The following is an 18,240-nucleotide window of genomic DNA, read 5'->3' as shown; positions in this document are numbered from 1 at the left end:
CTTCAGTGTTCACAAAACCAATGTGGGAGCGAGCTTGCTCGCGATGGCATCAGATCAGGCACCACAAAAACTCACTGACCGAACAACGCCTTCTGCCCCTGCGGCGAGTTAAACATCCCATCCTCGTCATGCCCGACCCCGGGTACTTCAATCAGTTGCTGACTCAAACCTTGAGGATGCAGCCGCTTCAGATATGCAAAATAATTGCGCCCTCGAGCCAATCGATTGGCTCCCTGGGCTTGGGCCTCACAGCTTTTATCCAACGCCGGCTGCTTCGGGTCGCTGTCCTGCTGCCCGAGTAGATAAACGACATCGCGTTTGACGTAGTTTTCCTTCAACTGCTTGGCGGTTTGCCCTTCGGCATAGGCGGGTAAATCCGCCAGTCCATATTTCCAGCGATTGAAATTCGGGCAACCGGCGTGGCTGAACGCCACCGGCCGTCGTTCATCGAAGTAAGCATAAGAAGACGAGTTGGCAATGACGTAACGCACCTGTATGTCGGCCGCCTTGAGCGCTGGCTGATCGTGGCCCAGCAATGCATATCGCTGCACCACCTGAGCGCCACCGGAGTGACCGGCGATGACGATTTGCTTCACGTCCGGAAACTGTCGGCGATCGCCGATTCGGGCGATGATTTCGTCGAGCGCCGCGTAGGAACTCATGGAAAACGGAGCGCTGGATAAACCGCCCGCCATCCAGTCATTGCCCTGCCAGCGCAATACGCTGTCAGCCACGGGATGGCGCGTGACGTCGGTTTCATTGAGAAATTGCGGGGCGATCACCAAGGTGCTCGCGCTTTGCCCGGCCTGTTCGGCCGCGCGCACGGCGCTCTGGCGATAGGTGTCGGCATTGCGCAATCGACCATGGATGATGATCAGCACGCGTTCGATTTTCGTCGGCGCCGGGCCGATGCCCACCGCGATTTCACCTGAAGTCAACAGCAGGCGTCCGGGGCTGACCTCCTTGACCGCATGCTCGGCAGCCTGGGTGCTTGCGCAGGTGATCAGTAGAGCTAACAGCCACTTATTCATTTATAGGTTTTTCGCTGCAAAGGTATCGCACTGGCCGACCTGGCCTTGCGCGAATCCGGTTTTGAACCAGCGCACCCTTTGCGCCGACGTACCATGAGTAAACGAGTCCGGGACCACGCGCCCCTGTCCTTGCTGCTGCAAACGGTCATCGCCGATGGCGTTGGCGGCGTTCAAGGCTTCTTCGATGTCACCGGGTTCCAGCCAGTTCAGACGTTTCTGCGCATTGTTGGCCCAGACCCCGGCCAGGCAATCGGCTTGAAGTTCCTGGCGCACCAGCAATCCATTGTCACCTTCCATTGGCCGGCCCTGTTGGCGAGCGGTCTGAATCTTCGCTGAAACGCCGAGCAAGGTCTGAACGTGGTGTCCGACTTCGTGAGCGATGACGTAGGCCTGCGCGAAGTCACCCGCTGCGGAAAAGCGTTGGGACATTTCCTGGAAGAAACTCGTGTCCAGATAGACCTTCTGGTCCGTCGGGCAGTAGAACGGACCGGTCGCCGACGTCGCCAGGCCGCACGCCGAGTTGACGCGATTGCTGAACAGCACCAGGGTCGGGTTCTTATACTGCCGACCGGCCTGCTGGAAGATCTGGCCCCAAGTGTCTTCGGTATCGCCGAGGATCGAGCGCACGAATTCGGCGCCTTCATCATTGGCCGGCGGTGCCTTGCGGGTTTCGGTCGGTGCGGGTGCCGATTGCTCGCTCATCTGCCCGGTCAGTTGCCCGAGGATTTGCATCGGGTCCTGGCCGGTGATCCAGCCGATCCCGACGATCAATATAATCGCCGTCAGGCTCAGGCCCTTGCCGCCACCGAAGCGCATCCCGCCACCACCACCGCCGACATCATCTCCACGGGCATCGACCACGTTGTCGCTGCGTCGGCCTTTTTTCCATAGCATGTGGGAATCCTCTGATTGTCCGTGGTGATGAGTGTTGCTGGTGTGTGGGGGCGGCGCCAGTCCGGCTGTCCGGCTTTTTCGCGCGGCCGGTAGCTTTGCAGACTGTAGGAACATGGATCACCCATCGAATTCCGTCAGGGGACGGGTTTTTATCGAGTAGGCAAGTCGCTGCGTCTATCGAGCATCGGGTTCCAGATTTCGCATTACTCTGTTCGTCTTCTAGAATCAGGCAAATTGTATTCGGAACCTCCCATGGCCGGCAGTCAGATCGAACGTGTCTTCAACGTGCTCGAAAGCCTCACCAGTGATCCTCGCGGCCTGCCGATGCAGATGCTCGCGGAGCAGCTGGACATCCCTAAAAGCGCCACTCACCGTCTGCTCGCGGAACTGATCCGGCTGGGTTATGTGCGGCAGAATCCGGAGAATCTGCGGTATCACTTGTCCACCAAACTGGTGGCAATGGGTTTTCGTTACCTATCGGGCAGCGGTGCCGATATCGTTCAGCCCGTGCTGGATCGCCTGGCCCAGGAAAGCGGGGAGCTGGTACGTCTTGGGGTGATTGAAGGCGAGCGGCAAATCTGGATCGCCAAGTCTCAGGGGGCTCGTTCCGGCCTGCGTTACGACCCGGAAATGGGCCGCGATGCGCCATTGTTCTATACCGCGTCGGGCCATGCGTGGCTGGCGTGCATGAGTGATGCCGAGGCGTTGTCGCTGGTGGAACGCCAGGGCGGCGAGCGGCCTAAAGACCTCGGGCCGAATGCACCGCGTTCCAACATTGAACTGCTCGAGCGTTTGCGTCTTGCGCGGGAGCAGGGCTACGCCTGGGTCGAGGAAAGTTCGGCGGTGGGCACCTCGGCGATTGCTGCGGTCGTGCGACATCCGCGTGACGGTCGCGTCATCGGTGTGCTGAGCATCGCCGGGCCCAGTGCGCGGATGCCGGGCGCGCGGCTGCATGAGTTGGCGCCGCTGCTGTTGAGGTATACCGAGGAATTGTCGGCGGCGAGTCTGGCATCGGAGTTGTTCAGTTAACCCTGATGCGCCGCCAGCCCGCTCCCACATTTGATTTTTTGTCGACTGTAAAACTGTGCGGTGTCCGAACACATTCGGCCTATGCTGGTATAGGAATATGGAACCAGGTTCTAAATTATTGGAACTCGCCGTCCGCGACACGTTTCACTTCGCAAGGGATACCCATGACAGCAAGCACTCCGCTTTCCGGCGTAAACCAACCCTTCAAAGGGATTCTGCTGATCGTCGTTGCGACCTTCCTGTTTTCCAGTCACGACGCCTTGTCGAAATACCTCTCAGGGTTCTACCCGATCGTTATGGTGGTCTGGGCCCGTTATCTGGTTCACACCTTACTGATGGCCGGGATTTTCCTGCCGCAATCCGGGCTGGGTGTCCTACGAACCAAACGGCCGTTACTTCAGCTGTTGCGGGCGTTGTGCCTGCTGGGCACCAGTCTGTTTTTCACCACCGGCTTACAGTACATCCCATTGGCCGAAGCCACGGCGGTCAACTTCCTTGCGCCGGTTTTGGTGACTGCGCTGTCGGTTCCGCTGCTGGGTGAGCACGTCACTCGTGGCCAGTGGATTGCGGTGATTTGCGGATTCATCGGCGTGTTGATCATCGTCCATCCCGGCGGAGAACTCTTTACCCCTGCGGTGTTGCTGCCGCTCTGCTCGGCGCTGTTTTTCTGCTTCTATCAGTTGCTCACCCGCAAGCTCAGCAACATCGACAGCCCGACCACCAGCAACTTCTTCGCCGGCCTGTGCAACACCCTGGTGATGAGCGCGCTGGTGCCATTCTTCTGGCAAGTCCCCAGCCTGGGCCATGGATTTATGATGGTGGCGCTGGGCGCTTGCGGGATGACGGCTCACCTGTTTCTGACGCAAGCCTTCCGCCACGCCGCCCCTGCATTGTTGGCGCCGTTCGGTTATTGCCAGATTGTCTTTGCCGGTTTGCTGGGCTGGTTGCTGTTTTCTCACACGCCGACCCTGACCACGGTGGTCGGGATCGCGGTGATTTGCTGCAGCGGGTTGGCAGCAGCATGGCAGCAAAGCCGTCGGTGAGAGAAGCAAGGCAGGCCTGGAATCAGGCCTGCCGGGGGAGGGGGTTTTACGGGGTGACGGTCGGAATCTTGCGCGGCGCCATGAAGTACATCCAGATCAGCGCGATGAAGTACATCACCGGAATCATGGTGAACAGCACGGTGTAGTTGTTGTTGGTGACCGTCAGGATATGGCCGACCAACTGGGTCATGAACATCCCGCCGATGGCGGCGCACATGCCGCCGAAACCGAATACCGTACTCATCATGTGCTTGGGCGTGTAGTCCATCACCAGGCTCCAGATGTTCGCCGTCCAGGCCTGGTGTGCACCGATGGCCAGGGAGATGGCGGCCACTGCCACCCACAGATTGCTCGAACCCGCAGCCATGACCACGCCGATGATGCAGCAGGCGAACAGGAACATGGACATCAGCCGCGCCTTGATCGGGTTGACCCCGCGGCCGATCAGGAACGAGGACAGGATCCCGCCGCCGACGCTGCCGAAATCGGCAGTGAGGTAGATGATGATCAGCGGGATACCCATCTGGGTCACGTTGATCCCCAGGTTGTATTGCTGATTGAGGAACGGTGGTAGCCAGTAGAGGTAGAACCAGAACACCGGCGCGGTGATCGCGTAAGCCAGGGCGAAGGCCCAGGTGCCACGCATGCGCAGGATTTTCGAGAACGGTACGCGGGATTGTTCCGGTTCGACTTCCTTCTGGATGTAGTCCAGTTCCGACTGCTTAACGCTCGGGTGCTCTTCCGGGTTGTAGTACTTCAAACCCCAGAACACCAACCAGATCCCGCCCAGTGACGCCATGCACAGGAACGCGGCCTGCCAGCCCCAGACGTGGAGTATCAGTGGCAGCAGCATTGGCGTGAACATCGCACCGACGTTGGTCCCGGCGTTGAAGATGCCGGTGGCCACGGCGCGTTCGCCGGCCGGGAACCACAATCGGGTGGTTTTCACGCAGGCCGGGTAGTTGGCGGCTTCAGTCAGACCCAGTATGAATCGGCAGACCATGAAGCCAACGGCCGAAGTGGCCAGGCCATGAGCGCCGGTCGCCAGGCTCCAGAGCAGCACCGCAAAGAAGAACACGCGCTTGACGCCGACCCGATCGATCAACCGGCCTTGCAGCACGAAACCGATGGCGTAGCCGACCTGGAACCAGAAGTTGATGTTGGCGTAGTCCATCGCCGTCCAGCTCATTTCCTTGGCGAGGATAGGCTGCATGACGCCGAGGGCGGCGCGGTCGATGTAGTTCAGGGTGGTGGCGAAGAACACCAGCGCCAGCATGCCCCAACGGGTTTTGCCGACCGCCATGGCGCCGCGGATCTTGTCGCCAACGCCGCCGGAGGCAGGAGTCATGGAGGAACGCTCCATGGAAGAGCTTCGAGAAGGAGTCATTTAGGGCACCGATTATTTTTATGTGGTGTTCTGGGTCTTTGGTAACCAAGCCCAGTGGTTCATGACCGGACTCAATGTGATGTCGATGTTGCGCAGTGGACGAAAAATCGTCAATTCGCCAACGGCCATTGTGTTCGATAATCGCACGCAAAACTAACTGGGTAGTACACTTTGGATTGCTCATTAAACAACCCGGCCCAATAATTCGCTCATTCTTTTAAAAGCGGCGCAAATTCCCTGTAGCCGAAGCCTCCACCGGGAGTCGAAATATGCAGCGTTCCATTGCCACCGTGTCCTTGAGCGGTACCCTGCCGGAAAAACTTGAAGCCATCGCCGCCGCCGGTTTCGACGGGGTAGAGATTTTTGAGAACGACCTTCTCTACTACGACGGCAGCCCGCGGGAAATTAAACAGATGTGCGCCGATCTCGGGATCGCGATCACGCTGTTTCAACCTTTCCGGGACTTCGAAGGTTGCCGCCGCGACCGCTTGCCGCGCAACCTGGAGCGGGCCGAGCGCAAGTTTGACCTGATGCAGGAGCTGGGCACGGACCTGGTGCTGGTGTGCAGCAACGCCTCGGCAGACTCCATTGGAGATGAACAAATCCTCATCGACGACTTGCGCCTGCTGGCCGAACGCGCCGGTGCTCGTGGCCTGCGCATCGGCTACGAAGCGCTGGCCTGGGGCCGGCACGTAAACACTTATCAACAGGTGTGGAACATCGTTCGCCAGGCTGATCATGCGAGCCTTGGCGTGTTGCTGGACAGCTTTCACACGCTGTCGCTCAAGGGCGATCCGAGTGCTATCGCCGAGATTCCCGGCGACAAGATTTTCTTCGTGCAAATGGCTGACGCACCCATTTTGGCCATGGACGTGCTGGAGTGGAGCCGGCATTTCCGCTGTTTCCCGGGTCAGGGTGAATTCGATCTGCCGGGTTTCCTCGCACCGATCATCAAGAGTGGTTACACCGGGCCGTTGTCGCTTGAGATTTTCAACGACGGCTTCCGCGCCGCGCCGCCACGGGCCAATGCCGCCGATGGTTTGCGCTCGTTGCTGTACCTGGAAGAGAAAACCCGCGAACGTCTGGCGCAGGAAGCCAAGCCACCGGCCTCTGTCGACATTCTGTTCGAGACGCCCAAGGCCAGCGAGTACAACGGCATCGAGTTTCTTGAATTCGCAGTGGATGAAAGCCTTGGCGCCAAGCTCTCTCATTGGCTGGAGCGACTGGGTTTCGTCAAGGCAGGGCACCATCGCTCCAAGAGCGTCAGCCTACTGCGTCAGGGTGACATCAACCTGATCCTTAACTCCGAACCCTATTCCTTCGCCCACAGTTTTTTCGAAGCTCACGGCCCATCGCTGTGCGCCACCGCCGTGCGGGTCAAGGACAGCGCCAGTGCGCTGGCGCGGGCCGTGGCTTATAAAGGTCAGCCGTATCGCGGGCTGGTTGGCCCCAATGAACTGGAACTGGCCGCGGTGCGCGCGCCGGATGGCAGTCTGATTTATCTGGTGGACCAGGACGCCGATGTCTACGGCACGGACTTCAACCTGCAACCCACCGCCATGGCCAGCGGCGGCCTCAAGCGCATTGACCACATGGCGATAGCGTTGCCGGCCGACAGCCTCGACAGTTGGGTGCTGTTCTATAAAAGCCTGCTGGATTTCGAGGCCGACGATGAAGTGGTGCTCCCCGATCCGTATGGCTTGGTGAAGAGCCGGGCGCTGCGCAGCCGTTGCAGTTCGATCCGCTTGCCGCTGAACATTTCCGAGAACCGCAACACTGCGATCTCACATGCGCTGTCGAGTTATCGCGGCTCCGGTGTGCATCACATCGCCTTTGATTGCGACGACATCTTTGCCGAAGTCAGCCGGGCCAAAGAGGCAGGCGTACCGTTGTTGGATATTCCGCTCAATTACTACGATGACCTCGCCGCGCGGTTCGATTTCGACGACGAGTTCCTCAGCGAGCTGGCCTATTACAACGTGCTCTACGACCGCGATTCCCCGGGTGGCGAACTGTTTCACGTGTACACCGAGCCGTTTGAAGGGCGGTTCTTCTTTGAAATTATCCAGCGCAAGAATGGCTACGCGGGATACGGTGCGGCCAACGTGGCGGTGCGACTGGCGGCCATGGCCAAATCCCGCAGTGGTGCCATACGTCAGGCAAAGTTGTAGGGAAATCGTAAACACGGGTACAAACCGCTGCCGCGCGGCTTCCTTCACTGTGCGGCGCGCCCCATAATCGCCAGCCTGTGCAGTGATGGCCGTGAGCCCGCAATGACAATAATTTCAGAACTCTCCCCAGCGCCCGACGAACCCATGGCCGAGCCCCGCAAGAGTCGCAAGAACAACCCGGAAAAGACCCGCGAGAACATCCTTCAAGAAGCCATTGTCGAGTTCGTCCAGCAGGGGCTTTCCGGCGCTCGCGTCGATGCGATCGCCGAACGTATCCACACCTCCAAACGCATGATCTATTACTACTTCGGCAGTAAGGAGCAGCTCTACGTCGAGGTGCTGGAGAAGCTCTACGGCGATATCCGCAGCACCGAAAACCGTTTGCACCTGACCGAACTGGCGCCGGTGGAAGCGATTCGGCGGCTGGTGGAATTCACCTTCGACCACCATGATCGCAACGTCGACTTTGTGCGGATTGTCAGCATCGAGAACATTCACAACGCTGAGTACGTGAAACGTTCCGATGCGATCAAGGCGATGAACAACACGATTCTCGATTCACTGGGCGAGATTTTGCGTCGCGGTGCTGAGGAAGGTGTGTTCCGATCCGGGCTCGAGCCGTTGGATGTGCACCTGCTGATCAGCTCGTTCTGCTTCTATCGCGTGTCGAACCGCCATACATTCAGTGAGATTTTTCAGATCGACTTGCCGGACGAAAGCATCACGCAGCGTCATCGCGAGATGATCTGCGAGTCGGTTTTGCGGTATTTGCAGGCCTGATGTGGGGTGAGGGGATTAACCCCTCCCCACATCCGTTCAGCCATTCATGCTCTGAAAATGTTCCAACATCCGCTGCGCATCCGGCACCACGCCGCTAAACAATTCAAACGCCTTCACCGCCTGAAACACCGCCATGTTGCCGCCATCCACCGTTCGGCAACCCAACGCGCGGGCATTGCGCAGCAGTTCGGTTTCCAGTGGAAAGTAAACGATCTCCGCCACCCACAATTCACCTCGAAGCAGTTCCACCGGCACTGGCATGCCCGGCAGTTTTTTCATGCCCATGGGTGTGGTGTTCACCAGACCATCAGCCTGGACCAGGGTGCTCGGCAAATCATGACCTGCCACGGCCCGGCCAGCACCGAAATGCTGATTGAGGTTGTTCGCCAGCGACTGAGCGCGGCTGATCTCCACATCGAAAATGCACAGCTGCTGTACGCCTTCGCTCAATAGCGCGTGGGCCACTGCCGCGCCAGCGCCACCGGCACCCATTTGCACGACGCGCTCAAGGGCAACGCCCTTCAAGCCACGACGAAAACCCTCGGCGAACCCCAGGCAATCGGTGTTGTGGCCGATGCGTTTACCGTCCTTCAACACCACCGTATTGACCGCACCAATGCCTCGGGCTTCCGGTGACAGTTCGTCGAGCAGCGGGATGATCGTCTGCTTGCACGGAAAGGTGATGTTCAGGCCGGTGAAGTTCATGCGTTCAGCGGCCATCAACAGGTCGGGCAGGGCGCCGCTGTCGAGTTTCAACTGATCCAGATCGATCAGCCGATAGAGGTAACGCAAACCCTGTGCATCGCCTTCATGCTCGTGCAGCGCCGGGGTGCGAGAAGCCTGGATGCCGGCGCCGATCAATCCGGCCAATACTGCGTTGTTCTGAGTCACCGCCTTCACCCCTTCAAACGTTGGCTGAAGTGCTCCAGCGCCAGGCGATAGCCATGGCTGCCGAAACCGGCCATCACCGCGGTGGCGATGGCCGAAACAAAAGAATGGTGGCGGAATGGCTCGCGGGCATGAACGTTGGACAGGTGGACTTCGATCACCGGCAATTCGCTGGCGACCAACGCATCGCGGATCGCGACCGAGGTGTGGGTCCAGGCAGCCGGGTTGATGACGATCCCGGCGCAACGGCCGCGGGCGGCGTGAATCCAATCGAGCAATTCACCTTCATGGTTGGTCTGGCGAAATTCCACCGTCAGGCCGAACTCTACGGCGGCACGTGCGCACAAGGTTGAGAGGTCTGCCAGGGTCTCGTGGCCGTAAGTCGCCGGTTCACGGGTGCCGAGCAGGTTCAGATTCGGGCCGTTGAGCACCAGAACGATAGGGGGCATCGGGGTTTCTCCACTTATTATTTTTGGCATGGGCCGAGGGTTTCAGCCTGTGGAGATAAATTGTACTAGATGGTTAATTTGGTCAATTGAAGAGGCGGTTCATAGGGTTATTGTGTGCGGTGATCGGACGGTTTTGGTTCTTCAGCGCGGCAGATGTTCAACCAGAAAGTCGATAAACGCCCTCAACCGCAGCGGCATATGGCGAGTTTGCGGATAGAGCAGAGTGAACGGCCGCGAGCGACCGCCATAGGGCTTGAGTACTTCCACCAGCGAGCCATCTGCCAGTTCTTTTTCGACAATGAAGCGATAAGTCTGAAACAACCCTGCTCCATGTTTTGCCAGGGTCACACCCCCTAGCACATCGTCGGAACAACTGAGATTGCCCTCGGCCAGAATCTCCCGGTGCACGCCATTGTCGTTAAACAGCCAGGCAATCCGCCGACCGCTGCTGGGCAATTCGTACTGGATGCACTCGTGCTGTTTGAGATCGTCCAGCGTTTGTGGAACGCCAGCGCGCTCCAGGTAGTCGGGACTGGCAATCATCACCAATGCCGCATCCTCAAGCTGCCGGGCGATCAGGCCGGAATCCGGAATCGCCCGCACGCGGATCGCCATGTCATAGCCCTCGCCGACAAAATCGATATTGCGATTGCTGATGTGCGACTCGACCTTCACCGCGGGAAAGCGTGCTCGAAAAGCCGGCAGCAATGGCAGGATTCGGTGATGGGCATAGGTGGTGGGAATGCTGATGCGCAAAGTGCCGGAAGGCTGTTGCTGCTGGCCCATGACCTCGCGCTGGGCCTCGACCAGTTGCGCCAGCGCCTGGCGGCATTCCTCGTAATACCGCCGACCACTGTCGGTCAGATTGACGCTGCGGGTGGTGCGGGCGAACAACCGCACGCCCAGGCGCTCTTCCATGCGCGACACCGAGCGGCTCACAGCTGCCGGCGTCACGCCAGCCACCAGCGCGGCGGCGGTAAAGCTGCCCGCCTCGGCGGCCAGACAAAACAGTTCGATGCTGCCCAGTTGAAGATCGTCGAATTGTCGCTGCATGATTGATTACACCGCGGATCAAATGAGGGACTGAATTTCGCCACTGTAGATGAAATTGTCAAAGCGGTGCATTACTTGATCCGTGCCGATTTCACCACCATTTTTGTGGAGGCGGTGAAAGGATTGCTTACCAATTTGCGCCGTCATCCGCCGGCCTTATGAAGGCTTGAACGCTAGGCTCAATGACGGATGACTGATCGAGTGCTCAGCGCCAGTTATCGGATTTTCCAGGGAATGTCGGGTCTTCGGGCTCATTAACCTAACGGATGGGTTAGCATGAGATTATTCAGCTACAAAGGGTTTTCAATGGTGATCATGTTGCGCGATGAGCATTGCCCGCCGCATGCACATGTGGATGCCGGAACCTGGAGTGCGCGCTTCAAATTCAGCTTCTGGCACAACAGTGTCGAGCTGTGGGACGTGGTTCCTCATTCTCGCAGGCCACCTGTGGCGGTGCTGGAAGGGTTGCGTCACGCGCTCGGACAACCCGCTCATTTGCGCCGCGCTCGGTGTATCTGGTGGGACAAGCTGCACACGGTCTGCCTCGATCATCAGATATGGGACTGGCAAACCAGCGAAGTCGTGGTGGTAAAAAGGGTCGCCAGTACGACCTGCATGATTGGCTCGGCTTGCTATGAGCCCGAGACGAACAAGACCCTACTGGCGCTGATGGGCGTTCCGGAGGGCGTGGAGATCGAACTATGAAAACGATAACAGCAAAAATGTTGGTGGATCGGCCCGTAACCGAAGCCGTGCTGGATGAAGCCATCCAGCGTGGGCAAGTGCGCCACAAACGTGGTCTGCAGGCGACTTCGGTGACCTTTGTCGAACCGTGCCTGGCGGTCGGTTTCATTGATGGCAGTGGCGTGCTGTTGCCCGTGCAGCACTATCCGGAATTCGATGATTTCGACGTCGAGGATTTCGCAGACCTTAAAGTCGGCTTTTCCGGGACAGCCCTTTGCCACGAGGGCAAGGATCTGCAGGTCTCCATCGCCGGGATGGTTTCGGCCAGCAAGCCGCTAATGGATATGGCCGCGTCGGTCATCGCCTCGCGTAATGGTCGCCAAAGCAGCGCCGCCAAAGCAGAGGCTGCGCGGGCGAATGGCCGTAAGGGCGGGCGTCCGCGCAAGGCAGATGTCATCCTTTAAGCACGCACAAAAAAGCCGTCGTTATGACGGCTGATTTGTATTCGGCATCTGTAATCAACGGCGGGTCAACAACACCCCGGATTCCATGTGATGGGTCCACGGAAACTGGTCGAACATTGCGCATCGGGCGATGCGGTGGGTGTCGTGCAGTTGGGCGATGTTGGCCGCCAGGGTTTCCGGGTTGCAGGAAATATAGAGGATGTTGTCGAAGCGACGGGTCAACTCGCAGGTGTCCGGGTCCATGCCGGCGCGAGGCGGATCGACGAAGACACTACCGAACTCGTAGCTCTTCAGATCGATACCGTGCAGACGACGGAACGGACGCACTTCGTTCAGGGCTTCGGTCAGCTCCTCGGCGGACAAACGCACCAACGTGACGTTATCCACAGCGTTTTCGCTGAGATTGCTCAACGCCGCGTTAACCGAGGCCTTGCTGATTTCGGTGGCCAGCACTTTGCGTACGCGCGTCGCGAGCGGCAGGGTGAAGTTGCCATTACCGCAATACAGCTCCAGCAAATCGTCGGAGCGATCACCGAGTGCGTCGTAAGCCCAGTTGAGCATCTTCTGGTTCACCGTGCCGTTGGGCTGGGTGAACGCGCCTTCCGGCTGGCGGTAGCTGAAGGTGCGACCGCCGACGTCCATCTGCTCGACCACGTAATCGTGACCAATCACTTCGCGTTTTCCCTTGGAACGGCCGATGATGCTGACGTTCAGGTCGGCGGCCAGTTTCGAGGCCGCCGCGTGCCAGTGCTCATCCAGCGGGCGGTGATAGCACAGCGTGATCATCGCATCACCGGCCAGCGTGGTCAGGAACTCCACCTGAAACAGCTTGTGGCTCAAGGCCGCACTCGCTTGCCACGCCGCCTTCAGCTGCGGCATCAACTCATTGATACGCGCGCTTGCGATCGGGAACGCTTCGATCAGGATCGGTGTGCGTTTATCTTCCTGGGAAAACATCGCGTAGTGGCGCTCGCCGGCCTCGCGCCACAAGCGGAATTCGGCGCGCAGGCGGAAATTTTGCAGCGGTGAGTCGAACACTGCAGGTTCTGGCGCACCGAACGGGGCCAGCAGGTCACGCAGGCGCGTGACCTTTTCTTCGAGCTGAACGGCGTAAGCCTGGGAATCAAATGTCATGCGTTGAACCAACCCAACTTGATCACGAACAGAATCGACAGAATCACCAGCGCCGAGTTGAGCTCACGGGCGCGGCCGGACAGCAACTTGATCGCGGTCCAGGAGATGAAACCGAAGGCGATGCCGTTGGCGATGGAATAAGTGAACGGCATGGCCAGGGCGGTGACCACGACCGGTGCGGCGACGGTGATGTCGTCCCAGTCTATTTCGGCCAGGCCGGATGTCATCAATACCGCGACGAACAGCAGTGCAGGCGCGGTAGCAAAGGCTGGAACGCTGGCCGCCAATGGCGAGAAAAACAGCGCCAACAGGAACAGAATCGCTACGACAACGGCGGTCAGGCCGGTGCGGCCACCGGCACTCACGCCGGCTGCGGATTCGATGTAACTGGTGGTGGTCGAGGTGCCCAGCAGCGAACCGGCCATGGCCGCGGTACTGTCTGCGATCAGGGCGCGGCCCATTTTCGGCATATGACCGTCCTTGCCCATCAGGCCGGCGCGCTTGGCGACGCCGATCAGGGTGCCGGAGTTGTCGAACAGATCGACGAACAGAAAGGCGAAAATCACGCTGACCAGCCCGATGTCCAGGGCACCTTTGATGTCCAGTTGCAGGAACGTCGGGGCCAGGGACGGCGGCATCGACATCACGCCGCCAAACGGGGTGAAGCCCATCGCGATCGAAACGATGGTCACTGCCAGAATGCCGATCAGTACCGCGCCGCGCACTTTCAGTGCTTCAAGTGCCACGATCAGGGCAAAGCCGAGGGTCGCGAGGATCGGGGCCGGTTGTTTCAAATCGCCGAGGCCGACCATGGTGGCCGGATTGCTAACCACTATACCCGCGTTATGCAGGGCGATCAGGGCCAGGAACAGGCCGATACCGGCGGCAATCGCCGAGCGTAGCGCCAGCGGGATGCTGTTGATGATCCATTCGCGGATGCGGAAGATCGACAACAGGAAAAACATCACCGCCGAGATGAACACCGCACCCAGCGCTACTTGCCAGGTATGGCCCATGTGCAGGACCACGGTGTAGGTGAAGAAGGCGTTCAGGCCCATGCCCGGTGCGAGGGCGATCGGGTAATTGGCGATCAGGCCCATGGTCGTCGAGCCGATGGCGGCTGCCAGACACGTGGCGACGAACACCGCGCCCTTGTCCATGCCGGTCTCGCCGAGAATGCTCGGGTTGACGAACAGAATGTAGGCCATGGCCAAAAAGGTCGTGACACCCGCCAGAATCTCGGTTCGCACGTTGGTGTTGTGTGCCTTGAGTTGAAACAGCCTTTCCAGCATGTCTGCTCCCCGTGGCGCGCCCGGCGCCGTGAATGTATCGACCTCAACAGCAAAGCACAGACCGCTGCAGGCGCCTGGTAATTTTCTGTGGGTCGGAAAAAGCCGCGCATCATACCAGCAGCGTGGGGCTATGGCTGCTTATGGCTGCGATCGTCGTCGATGTTTTGCGCTAAAGCGAAGTGAGCCATACTGCGCGCTGGTTTTGGGGGTACTTATGTATTGCATGAATAGACGTCTGATTGCCGTATGCGCAGTGTCGATCGCCTTGTTCCTGGGGGCACACACCGCCTCGGCTGCATCGGCGGCACCGTTGAGTCAGGTGAAGGTACTCAAGGTCGAGTCGCCGGGCTGCGGCTTTGAAGACATCGCGCAGGGGCAAGAGCAAACCCGCTGCAATCACAGCGGACCGAACATCAAGGTCTACGTGCTGGAAGTCGGTTACGGTCGTAGCGCGCATGTCGGGCTGGATGGTTTTGAGGTGAACGGCACCCGGACCCCGGTCTGTGCTTTTGATAATGGCAACCTGACTGAGTGCACCGTCGGGAAAAAAACCGTCGGCTATTTGTATGTCTTCGATCTGGCCGGCAAGCAGGAAGGCACCTTCACCTTCAGCAACACGTCGACCAACGCGCCAGGCAATACGCTGTCGACGCAGCTTTACATCAAGTAACGGCGGGCTCGAACAAGGGGCAGGAAAGCTGACTACGCTTTAAAGATCATCCTGTGGACTGCGCCCATGACCTTTAGAGCTCTGATTACCCTCGCCGAGGGCATCGATGACCTGCAATCAGTCACCCTGATTGATGTGTTGCGCCGCGCCAAGGTTGAACTGGTGGTGGCCAGCATCGAGCGGCGGCGCATGCTCACCTGCGCGCGCGGCACCCGTGTGACGTCCGATGCGATGCTGGTGGACGTGCTGGCCCAGGCGTTCGACCTGATTGTCCTGCCCGGCGGTGCCGTGGGGGCGCAACATCTGGCGGCCCATCAACCCCTGCAACAATTGCTCAAGGATCAGGCCGCGGCCGGGCGTCTGTTCGCCGGCATCGCCGAGGCCCCGGCGCTGGCGCTGCAAGCCTTTGGCGTACTGCGTCAGCGGCGCATGACCTGCCTGCCATCGGCCAGCCATCACTTGTTGGGCTGCAACTTCGTCGATCAACCGGTGGTGGTCGATGGCAACTGCATCACCGCGCAGGGTTCAGGGGCAGTGTTGCAATTCGCCCTGACGCTGGTGGAGCAACTCTGCGGTAAGGCCACGCGAGCGGCGGTGGCGGGAGAGATGGTGGTCTAGAGAGTGTCAGGCGTGGACGGCAATGGGTTCGATGATCGGTTGCTCACGTTGCTCCGCTTGCCAAAGATCGTAGTCGGTCTGAACACCTAGCCACATTCTGGCCTTACCAATTCCAGCCCGCTCCAGGCGTACCGCCAAATCAGGACTGATCGGCGCGTGGCCATGCAGCACTCGCGATAGATGCGGGCGCGCAAATCGCAGGTGCCGGGCCAGCTCTGTGACGCTGATGCCAAGTTCAGGCAATGCATCCATCAAAAGGGTTTCGCCAGGGTGTGGCGGGTTGTGCATGGGCATGTCCTGCCTCCTGTCAGTGGTAGTCCAGATAGTCGACCCGTTCGATATCTGAACCGATAAAACGAAAAATAATCGCCAGTTCTCCCGGAACGCTCAGTGACCAATATTCGGCCAGCTCTCCCCTGAGTGGATGTAATCGCCATCCCGGTAGGTCTAGGTCGCCAGGTAGCGTTGCGCGGTCCATGAACTGAAGCATTCGAGACAGACGCTTCGCATGGTCTGCGCGGATCCCACGAGTCGAACCTGTTTCATAGAAGCCACGACGGCCTTTGTGCTGAAAGGATTTGATCATGGGACAAGTGTAAGGCGATACATTACACCAGCTGCACTATCTATGTAGTGCACCTGCTCGGCAAAAGTGTGATCGACAACTGCTTCAGGCCTTCACTTCTTCCACCGGCACATGCATGCGGTCGCGGTCGGCCAGGGTCGGGAACAGCTTGATCCAGGCTCCGGTGACCACCAGCGTGCCGATGCCGCCCATGACCACCGCCGGCACGGTGCCGAACGCTCCACGGCTCATCTCGCCAGGTACAGCGACATCAGCAGCGCCCCGACAGTTGGGCGAGTTTGAATCCGGCTTGACCGCCCATCACCAAGCTGTAACCAAAAGTTGCAGCGCTGGGAAATTTCGTTAGCTAGACACCGATATGCCTGGCCCGCATCGGTGAGGCAACCTGTCACGCGGCAAAAGACCACACCGTCCATCGTCAAAAATGGGACTACTCTTTTAACGTTGCTTGATCCAGATCAAGACCGTTCGTGGAAATTGATCCGGCGGCCAGATGGCCAGACTCCCTACGTTGTGATGTTTGTAAAAAAAGAACGAATTCAAATTCGCCACACTCCATATCCGTGGGGGCAGTGGGTGTAGGCCACAAGCCTTCAGCCGGTATTACCTGACAGAGGAAGACTTATGTTCGGTTTGGAGGCACTTGATCTCGCCCGGATTCAGTTCGCGTTCACCATTTCGTTTCACATTCTATTTCCCGCCATCACCATTGGCCTGGCGAGTTACCTGGCGGTGCTTGAAGGTCTGTGGCTGAAAACGCATAACGACACGTACCGCGATCTGTACCACTTCTGGTCGAAGATCTTTGCCGTCAACTTCGGCATGGGCGTGGTCTCCGGACTCGTCATGGCCTATCAGTTCGGCACCAACTGGAGCCGTTTCTCGGACTTCGCCGGTTCCGTGACCGGGCCGTTGCTGACGTATGAAGTACTCACCGCTTTCTTCCTCGAAGCCGGTTTCCTCGGCGTCATGCTGTTCGGTTGGAACAAGGTCGGGCGCAATCTGCACTTCTTCGCCACGGTCATGGTGGCCATCGGCACCCTGATCTCGACCTTCTGGATTCTCGCCTCCAACAGCTGGATGCAGACCCCGCAGGGCTACGAAATTGTCAACGGCCAGGTCATTCCGGTGGACTGGCTGGCGGTGATCTTCAACCCGTCGTTTCCTTACCGTCTGTTGCACATGTCGACGGCGGCGTTCGTCGCGACCGCCTTCTTCGTCGGTTCCTCGGCGGCCTGGCATTTGCTGCGCGGAAAGGACAACCCGGCGATCCGCACCATGCTCTCGATGGCCATGTGGATGGCGTTGATCGTGGCGCCGATTCAGGCCGTCATCGGTGACTTCCATGGCCTCAATACGCTCAAGCATCAACCGGCAAAAATCGCCGCTATCGAAGGTCACTGGCAGAACCACGGTGATGAACCGACCCCACTGATCCTGTTCGGCTGGCCGGACATGAAAGCCGAGAAGACCAGATTCGCCGTCGAGATTCCGTACTTGGGCAGCCTGATCCTCACGCACTCGCTGGACAAACAGGTGCCGGCGCTCAAGGACTTCCCGCCTGAAGACCGGCCGAATTCGACCATCGTGTTCTGGTCGTTCCGGGTCATGGTCGGCCTGGGTTTCCTGATGATTTTCACCGGTTTGTGGAGCCTGTGGCTGCGCAAACGCGACAAGCTCTATACCTCTCGGCCATTCCTGTACCTGGCGTTGTGGATGGGCCCGTCTGGCCTGATCGCGATTCTCGCCGGTTGGTTCACCACTGAAATCGGTCGTCAGCCATGGGTGGTGTACGGCTTGATGCGCACGGCGGATGCGTCTTCCAATCACAGCTTCATGCAGATGAGCATCACGTTGATCATGTTCGTCGTGGTCTATTTCGCGCTGTTCGGTGCCGGTCTGGGCTACATGATGCGCCTGGTGCGCAAAGGGCCGAAGATCGACGAAGGCAAGGGAACCAATGAGGGTGGTCCTGGCCAGAAACGCACGCCAGCCCGTCCGCTGTCCGCCGCCGATGACAACGGTGACAGCGACCACAGCCCCAGCCTGACCAAGGAGATTTGACTC

Annotated in this window: 19 protein-coding genes and 1 pseudogene; 9 read left to right on the top strand and 11 right to left on the bottom strand. The window is 59.1% G+C overall.

Annotation, left to right across the window (positions count from 1 at the left end; all coding sequences use genetic code 11):
* Nucleotides 1-71 precede the first annotated feature (71 nt).
* Together ACYZT7_RS28290 and ypfJ are read right to left on the bottom strand one after the other, a co-directional pair.
* Entirely contained in the window at nucleotides 72-1,031 is a 960-nt protein-coding gene (locus tag ACYZT7_RS28290; protein WP_462039074.1) for an alpha/beta hydrolase, read from the bottom strand.
* Nucleotides 1,032-1,925 carry a KPN_02809 family neutral zinc metallopeptidase gene (ypfJ, locus tag ACYZT7_RS28285; protein WP_462039073.1) on the bottom strand — a complete coding sequence of 298 codons (894 nt, stop codon included), beginning with the start codon at nucleotides 1,923-1,925 and terminating at the stop codon, nucleotides 1,032-1,034. It abuts the gene before it with no gap.
* 252 nt (nucleotides 1,926-2,177) lie between these two features.
* Between ypfJ and ACYZT7_RS28280 the strand changes: the two genes are divergently transcribed.
* The gene (locus tag ACYZT7_RS28280) at nucleotides 2,178-2,954 is read left to right on the top strand and encodes an IclR family transcriptional regulator (protein WP_462039072.1); all 777 of its coding nucleotides are present in this window, start codon (nucleotides 2,178-2,180) and stop codon (nucleotides 2,952-2,954) included.
* A 164-nt stretch (nucleotides 2,955-3,118) separates the two neighbouring features.
* Entirely contained in the window at nucleotides 3,119-3,997 is an 879-nt protein-coding gene (locus ACYZT7_RS28275; protein ID WP_462039071.1) for a DMT family transporter, read from the top strand.
* A 46-nt stretch (nucleotides 3,998-4,043) separates the two neighbouring features.
* On the opposite strand, the gene ACYZT7_RS28270 is transcribed toward ACYZT7_RS28275, so the two are convergent.
* Nucleotides 4,044-5,360 carry an MFS transporter gene (locus ACYZT7_RS28270; RefSeq protein WP_462039070.1) on the bottom strand — a complete coding sequence of 439 codons (1,317 nt, stop codon included), beginning with the start codon at nucleotides 5,358-5,360 and terminating at the stop codon, nucleotides 4,044-4,046.
* 293 nt (nucleotides 5,361-5,653) lie between these two features.
* Here ACYZT7_RS28270 and quiC point away from each other — a divergent pair, with 293 nt between their 5' ends.
* Both quiC and ACYZT7_RS28260 read left to right on the top strand, forming a co-directional pair.
* The gene (gene quiC, locus ACYZT7_RS28265) at nucleotides 5,654-7,555 is read left to right on the top strand and encodes a 3-dehydroshikimate dehydratase QuiC (protein ID WP_462039069.1); all 1,902 of its coding nucleotides are present in this window, start codon (nucleotides 5,654-5,656) and stop codon (nucleotides 7,553-7,555) included.
* A gap of 102 nt (nucleotides 7,556-7,657) precedes the next feature.
* Nucleotides 7,658-8,335 (top strand): TetR/AcrR family transcriptional regulator, encoded by a 678-nt coding sequence (locus ACYZT7_RS28260; protein ID WP_462039068.1) that lies wholly within the window; start codon nucleotides 7,658-7,660, stop codon nucleotides 8,333-8,335.
* A gap of 36 nt (nucleotides 8,336-8,371) precedes the next feature.
* On the opposite strand, the gene ACYZT7_RS28255 is transcribed toward ACYZT7_RS28260, so the two are convergent.
* The 3 genes from ACYZT7_RS28255 to ACYZT7_RS28245 all read right to left on the bottom strand — a co-directional run bounded on the left by ACYZT7_RS28255 (nucleotide 8,372) and on the right by ACYZT7_RS28245 (nucleotide 10,725).
* The gene (locus ACYZT7_RS28255; RefSeq protein WP_462039067.1) at nucleotides 8,372-9,226 is read right to left on the bottom strand and encodes a shikimate dehydrogenase; all 855 of its coding nucleotides are present in this window, start codon (nucleotides 9,224-9,226) and stop codon (nucleotides 8,372-8,374) included.
* A gap of 5 nt (nucleotides 9,227-9,231) precedes the next feature.
* The gene (aroQ, locus tag ACYZT7_RS28250; RefSeq protein ID WP_462039066.1) at nucleotides 9,232-9,672 is read right to left on the bottom strand and encodes a type II 3-dehydroquinate dehydratase; all 441 of its coding nucleotides are present in this window, start codon (nucleotides 9,670-9,672) and stop codon (nucleotides 9,232-9,234) included.
* Between the two features lie 141 nt (nucleotides 9,673-9,813).
* The gene (locus ACYZT7_RS28245; protein WP_462039065.1) at nucleotides 9,814-10,725 is read right to left on the bottom strand and encodes a LysR family transcriptional regulator; all 912 of its coding nucleotides are present in this window, start codon (nucleotides 10,723-10,725) and stop codon (nucleotides 9,814-9,816) included.
* 276 nt (nucleotides 10,726-11,001) lie between these two features.
* Here ACYZT7_RS28245 and ACYZT7_RS28240 point away from each other — a divergent pair, with 276 nt between their 5' ends.
* A complete protein-coding gene (locus ACYZT7_RS28240) occupies nucleotides 11,002-11,430 on the top strand; it encodes a hypothetical protein (protein WP_056744643.1) in 429 nt (142 codons plus the stop codon).
* The gene (locus ACYZT7_RS28235) at nucleotides 11,427-11,873 is read left to right on the top strand and encodes a DUF2442 domain-containing protein (RefSeq protein ID WP_462039064.1); all 447 of its coding nucleotides are present in this window, start codon (nucleotides 11,427-11,429) and stop codon (nucleotides 11,871-11,873) included. Before ACYZT7_RS28240 ends, ACYZT7_RS28235 begins: the two co-directional genes overlap by 4 nt.
* A 54-nt stretch (nucleotides 11,874-11,927) precedes the next feature.
* On the opposite strand, the gene trmA is transcribed toward ACYZT7_RS28235, so the two are convergent.
* Together trmA and ACYZT7_RS28225 are read right to left on the bottom strand one after the other, a co-directional pair.
* On the bottom strand, nucleotides 11,928-13,007 hold the full coding sequence (gene trmA / locus ACYZT7_RS28230) for a tRNA (uridine(54)-C5)-methyltransferase TrmA (RefSeq protein WP_462039063.1): 1,080 nt from the start codon (nucleotides 13,005-13,007) through the stop codon (nucleotides 11,928-11,930).
* A complete protein-coding gene (locus ACYZT7_RS28225; RefSeq protein ID WP_462039062.1) occupies nucleotides 13,004-14,299 on the bottom strand; it encodes an NCS2 family permease in 1,296 nt (431 codons plus the stop codon). Before ACYZT7_RS28225 ends, trmA begins: the two co-directional genes overlap by 4 nt.
* Before the next feature lie 214 nt (nucleotides 14,300-14,513).
* On the opposite strand from ACYZT7_RS28225, the gene ACYZT7_RS28220 reads away from it, so the two are divergent.
* Entirely contained in the window at nucleotides 14,514-14,969 is a 456-nt protein-coding gene (locus ACYZT7_RS28220) for a DUF4879 domain-containing protein (protein ID WP_462039061.1), read from the top strand.
* A gap of 66 nt (nucleotides 14,970-15,035) precedes the next feature.
* The gene (locus ACYZT7_RS28215; RefSeq protein WP_462039060.1) at nucleotides 15,036-15,587 is read left to right on the top strand and encodes a DJ-1 family glyoxalase III; all 552 of its coding nucleotides are present in this window, start codon (nucleotides 15,036-15,038) and stop codon (nucleotides 15,585-15,587) included.
* Between the two features lie 6 nt (nucleotides 15,588-15,593).
* Here ACYZT7_RS28215 and ACYZT7_RS28210 read toward each other — a convergent pair whose 3' ends face one another.
* From ACYZT7_RS28210 to ACYZT7_RS28200, 3 genes and pseudogenes are all read right to left on the bottom strand, one after another.
* The gene (locus ACYZT7_RS28210; protein WP_462039059.1) at nucleotides 15,594-15,881 is read right to left on the bottom strand and encodes a HigA family addiction module antitoxin; all 288 of its coding nucleotides are present in this window, start codon (nucleotides 15,879-15,881) and stop codon (nucleotides 15,594-15,596) included.
* 13 nt (nucleotides 15,882-15,894) lie between these two features.
* A complete protein-coding gene (locus ACYZT7_RS28205) occupies nucleotides 15,895-16,173 on the bottom strand; it encodes a type II toxin-antitoxin system RelE/ParE family toxin (protein WP_462039058.1) in 279 nt (92 codons plus the stop codon).
* A gap of 84 nt (nucleotides 16,174-16,257) precedes the next feature.
* Nucleotides 16,258-16,389, bottom strand: a pseudogene (locus tag ACYZT7_RS28200) (MFS transporter); the annotation flags it as partial.
* 408 nt (nucleotides 16,390-16,797) lie between these two features.
* Here ACYZT7_RS28200 and ACYZT7_RS28195 point away from each other — a divergent pair.
* Nucleotides 16,798-18,237 (top strand): cytochrome ubiquinol oxidase subunit I, encoded by a 1,440-nt coding sequence (locus ACYZT7_RS28195; protein ID WP_462039057.1) that lies wholly within the window; start codon nucleotides 16,798-16,800, stop codon nucleotides 18,235-18,237.
* Nucleotides 18,238-18,240: the final 3 nt, after the last annotated feature.

Source organism: Pseudomonas sp. RT4P38, from assembly GCF_054897765.1.
The sequence above is the reverse complement of the archived record's forward strand: the minus strand, read 5'-3'. Positions and strand labels throughout refer to the sequence as shown.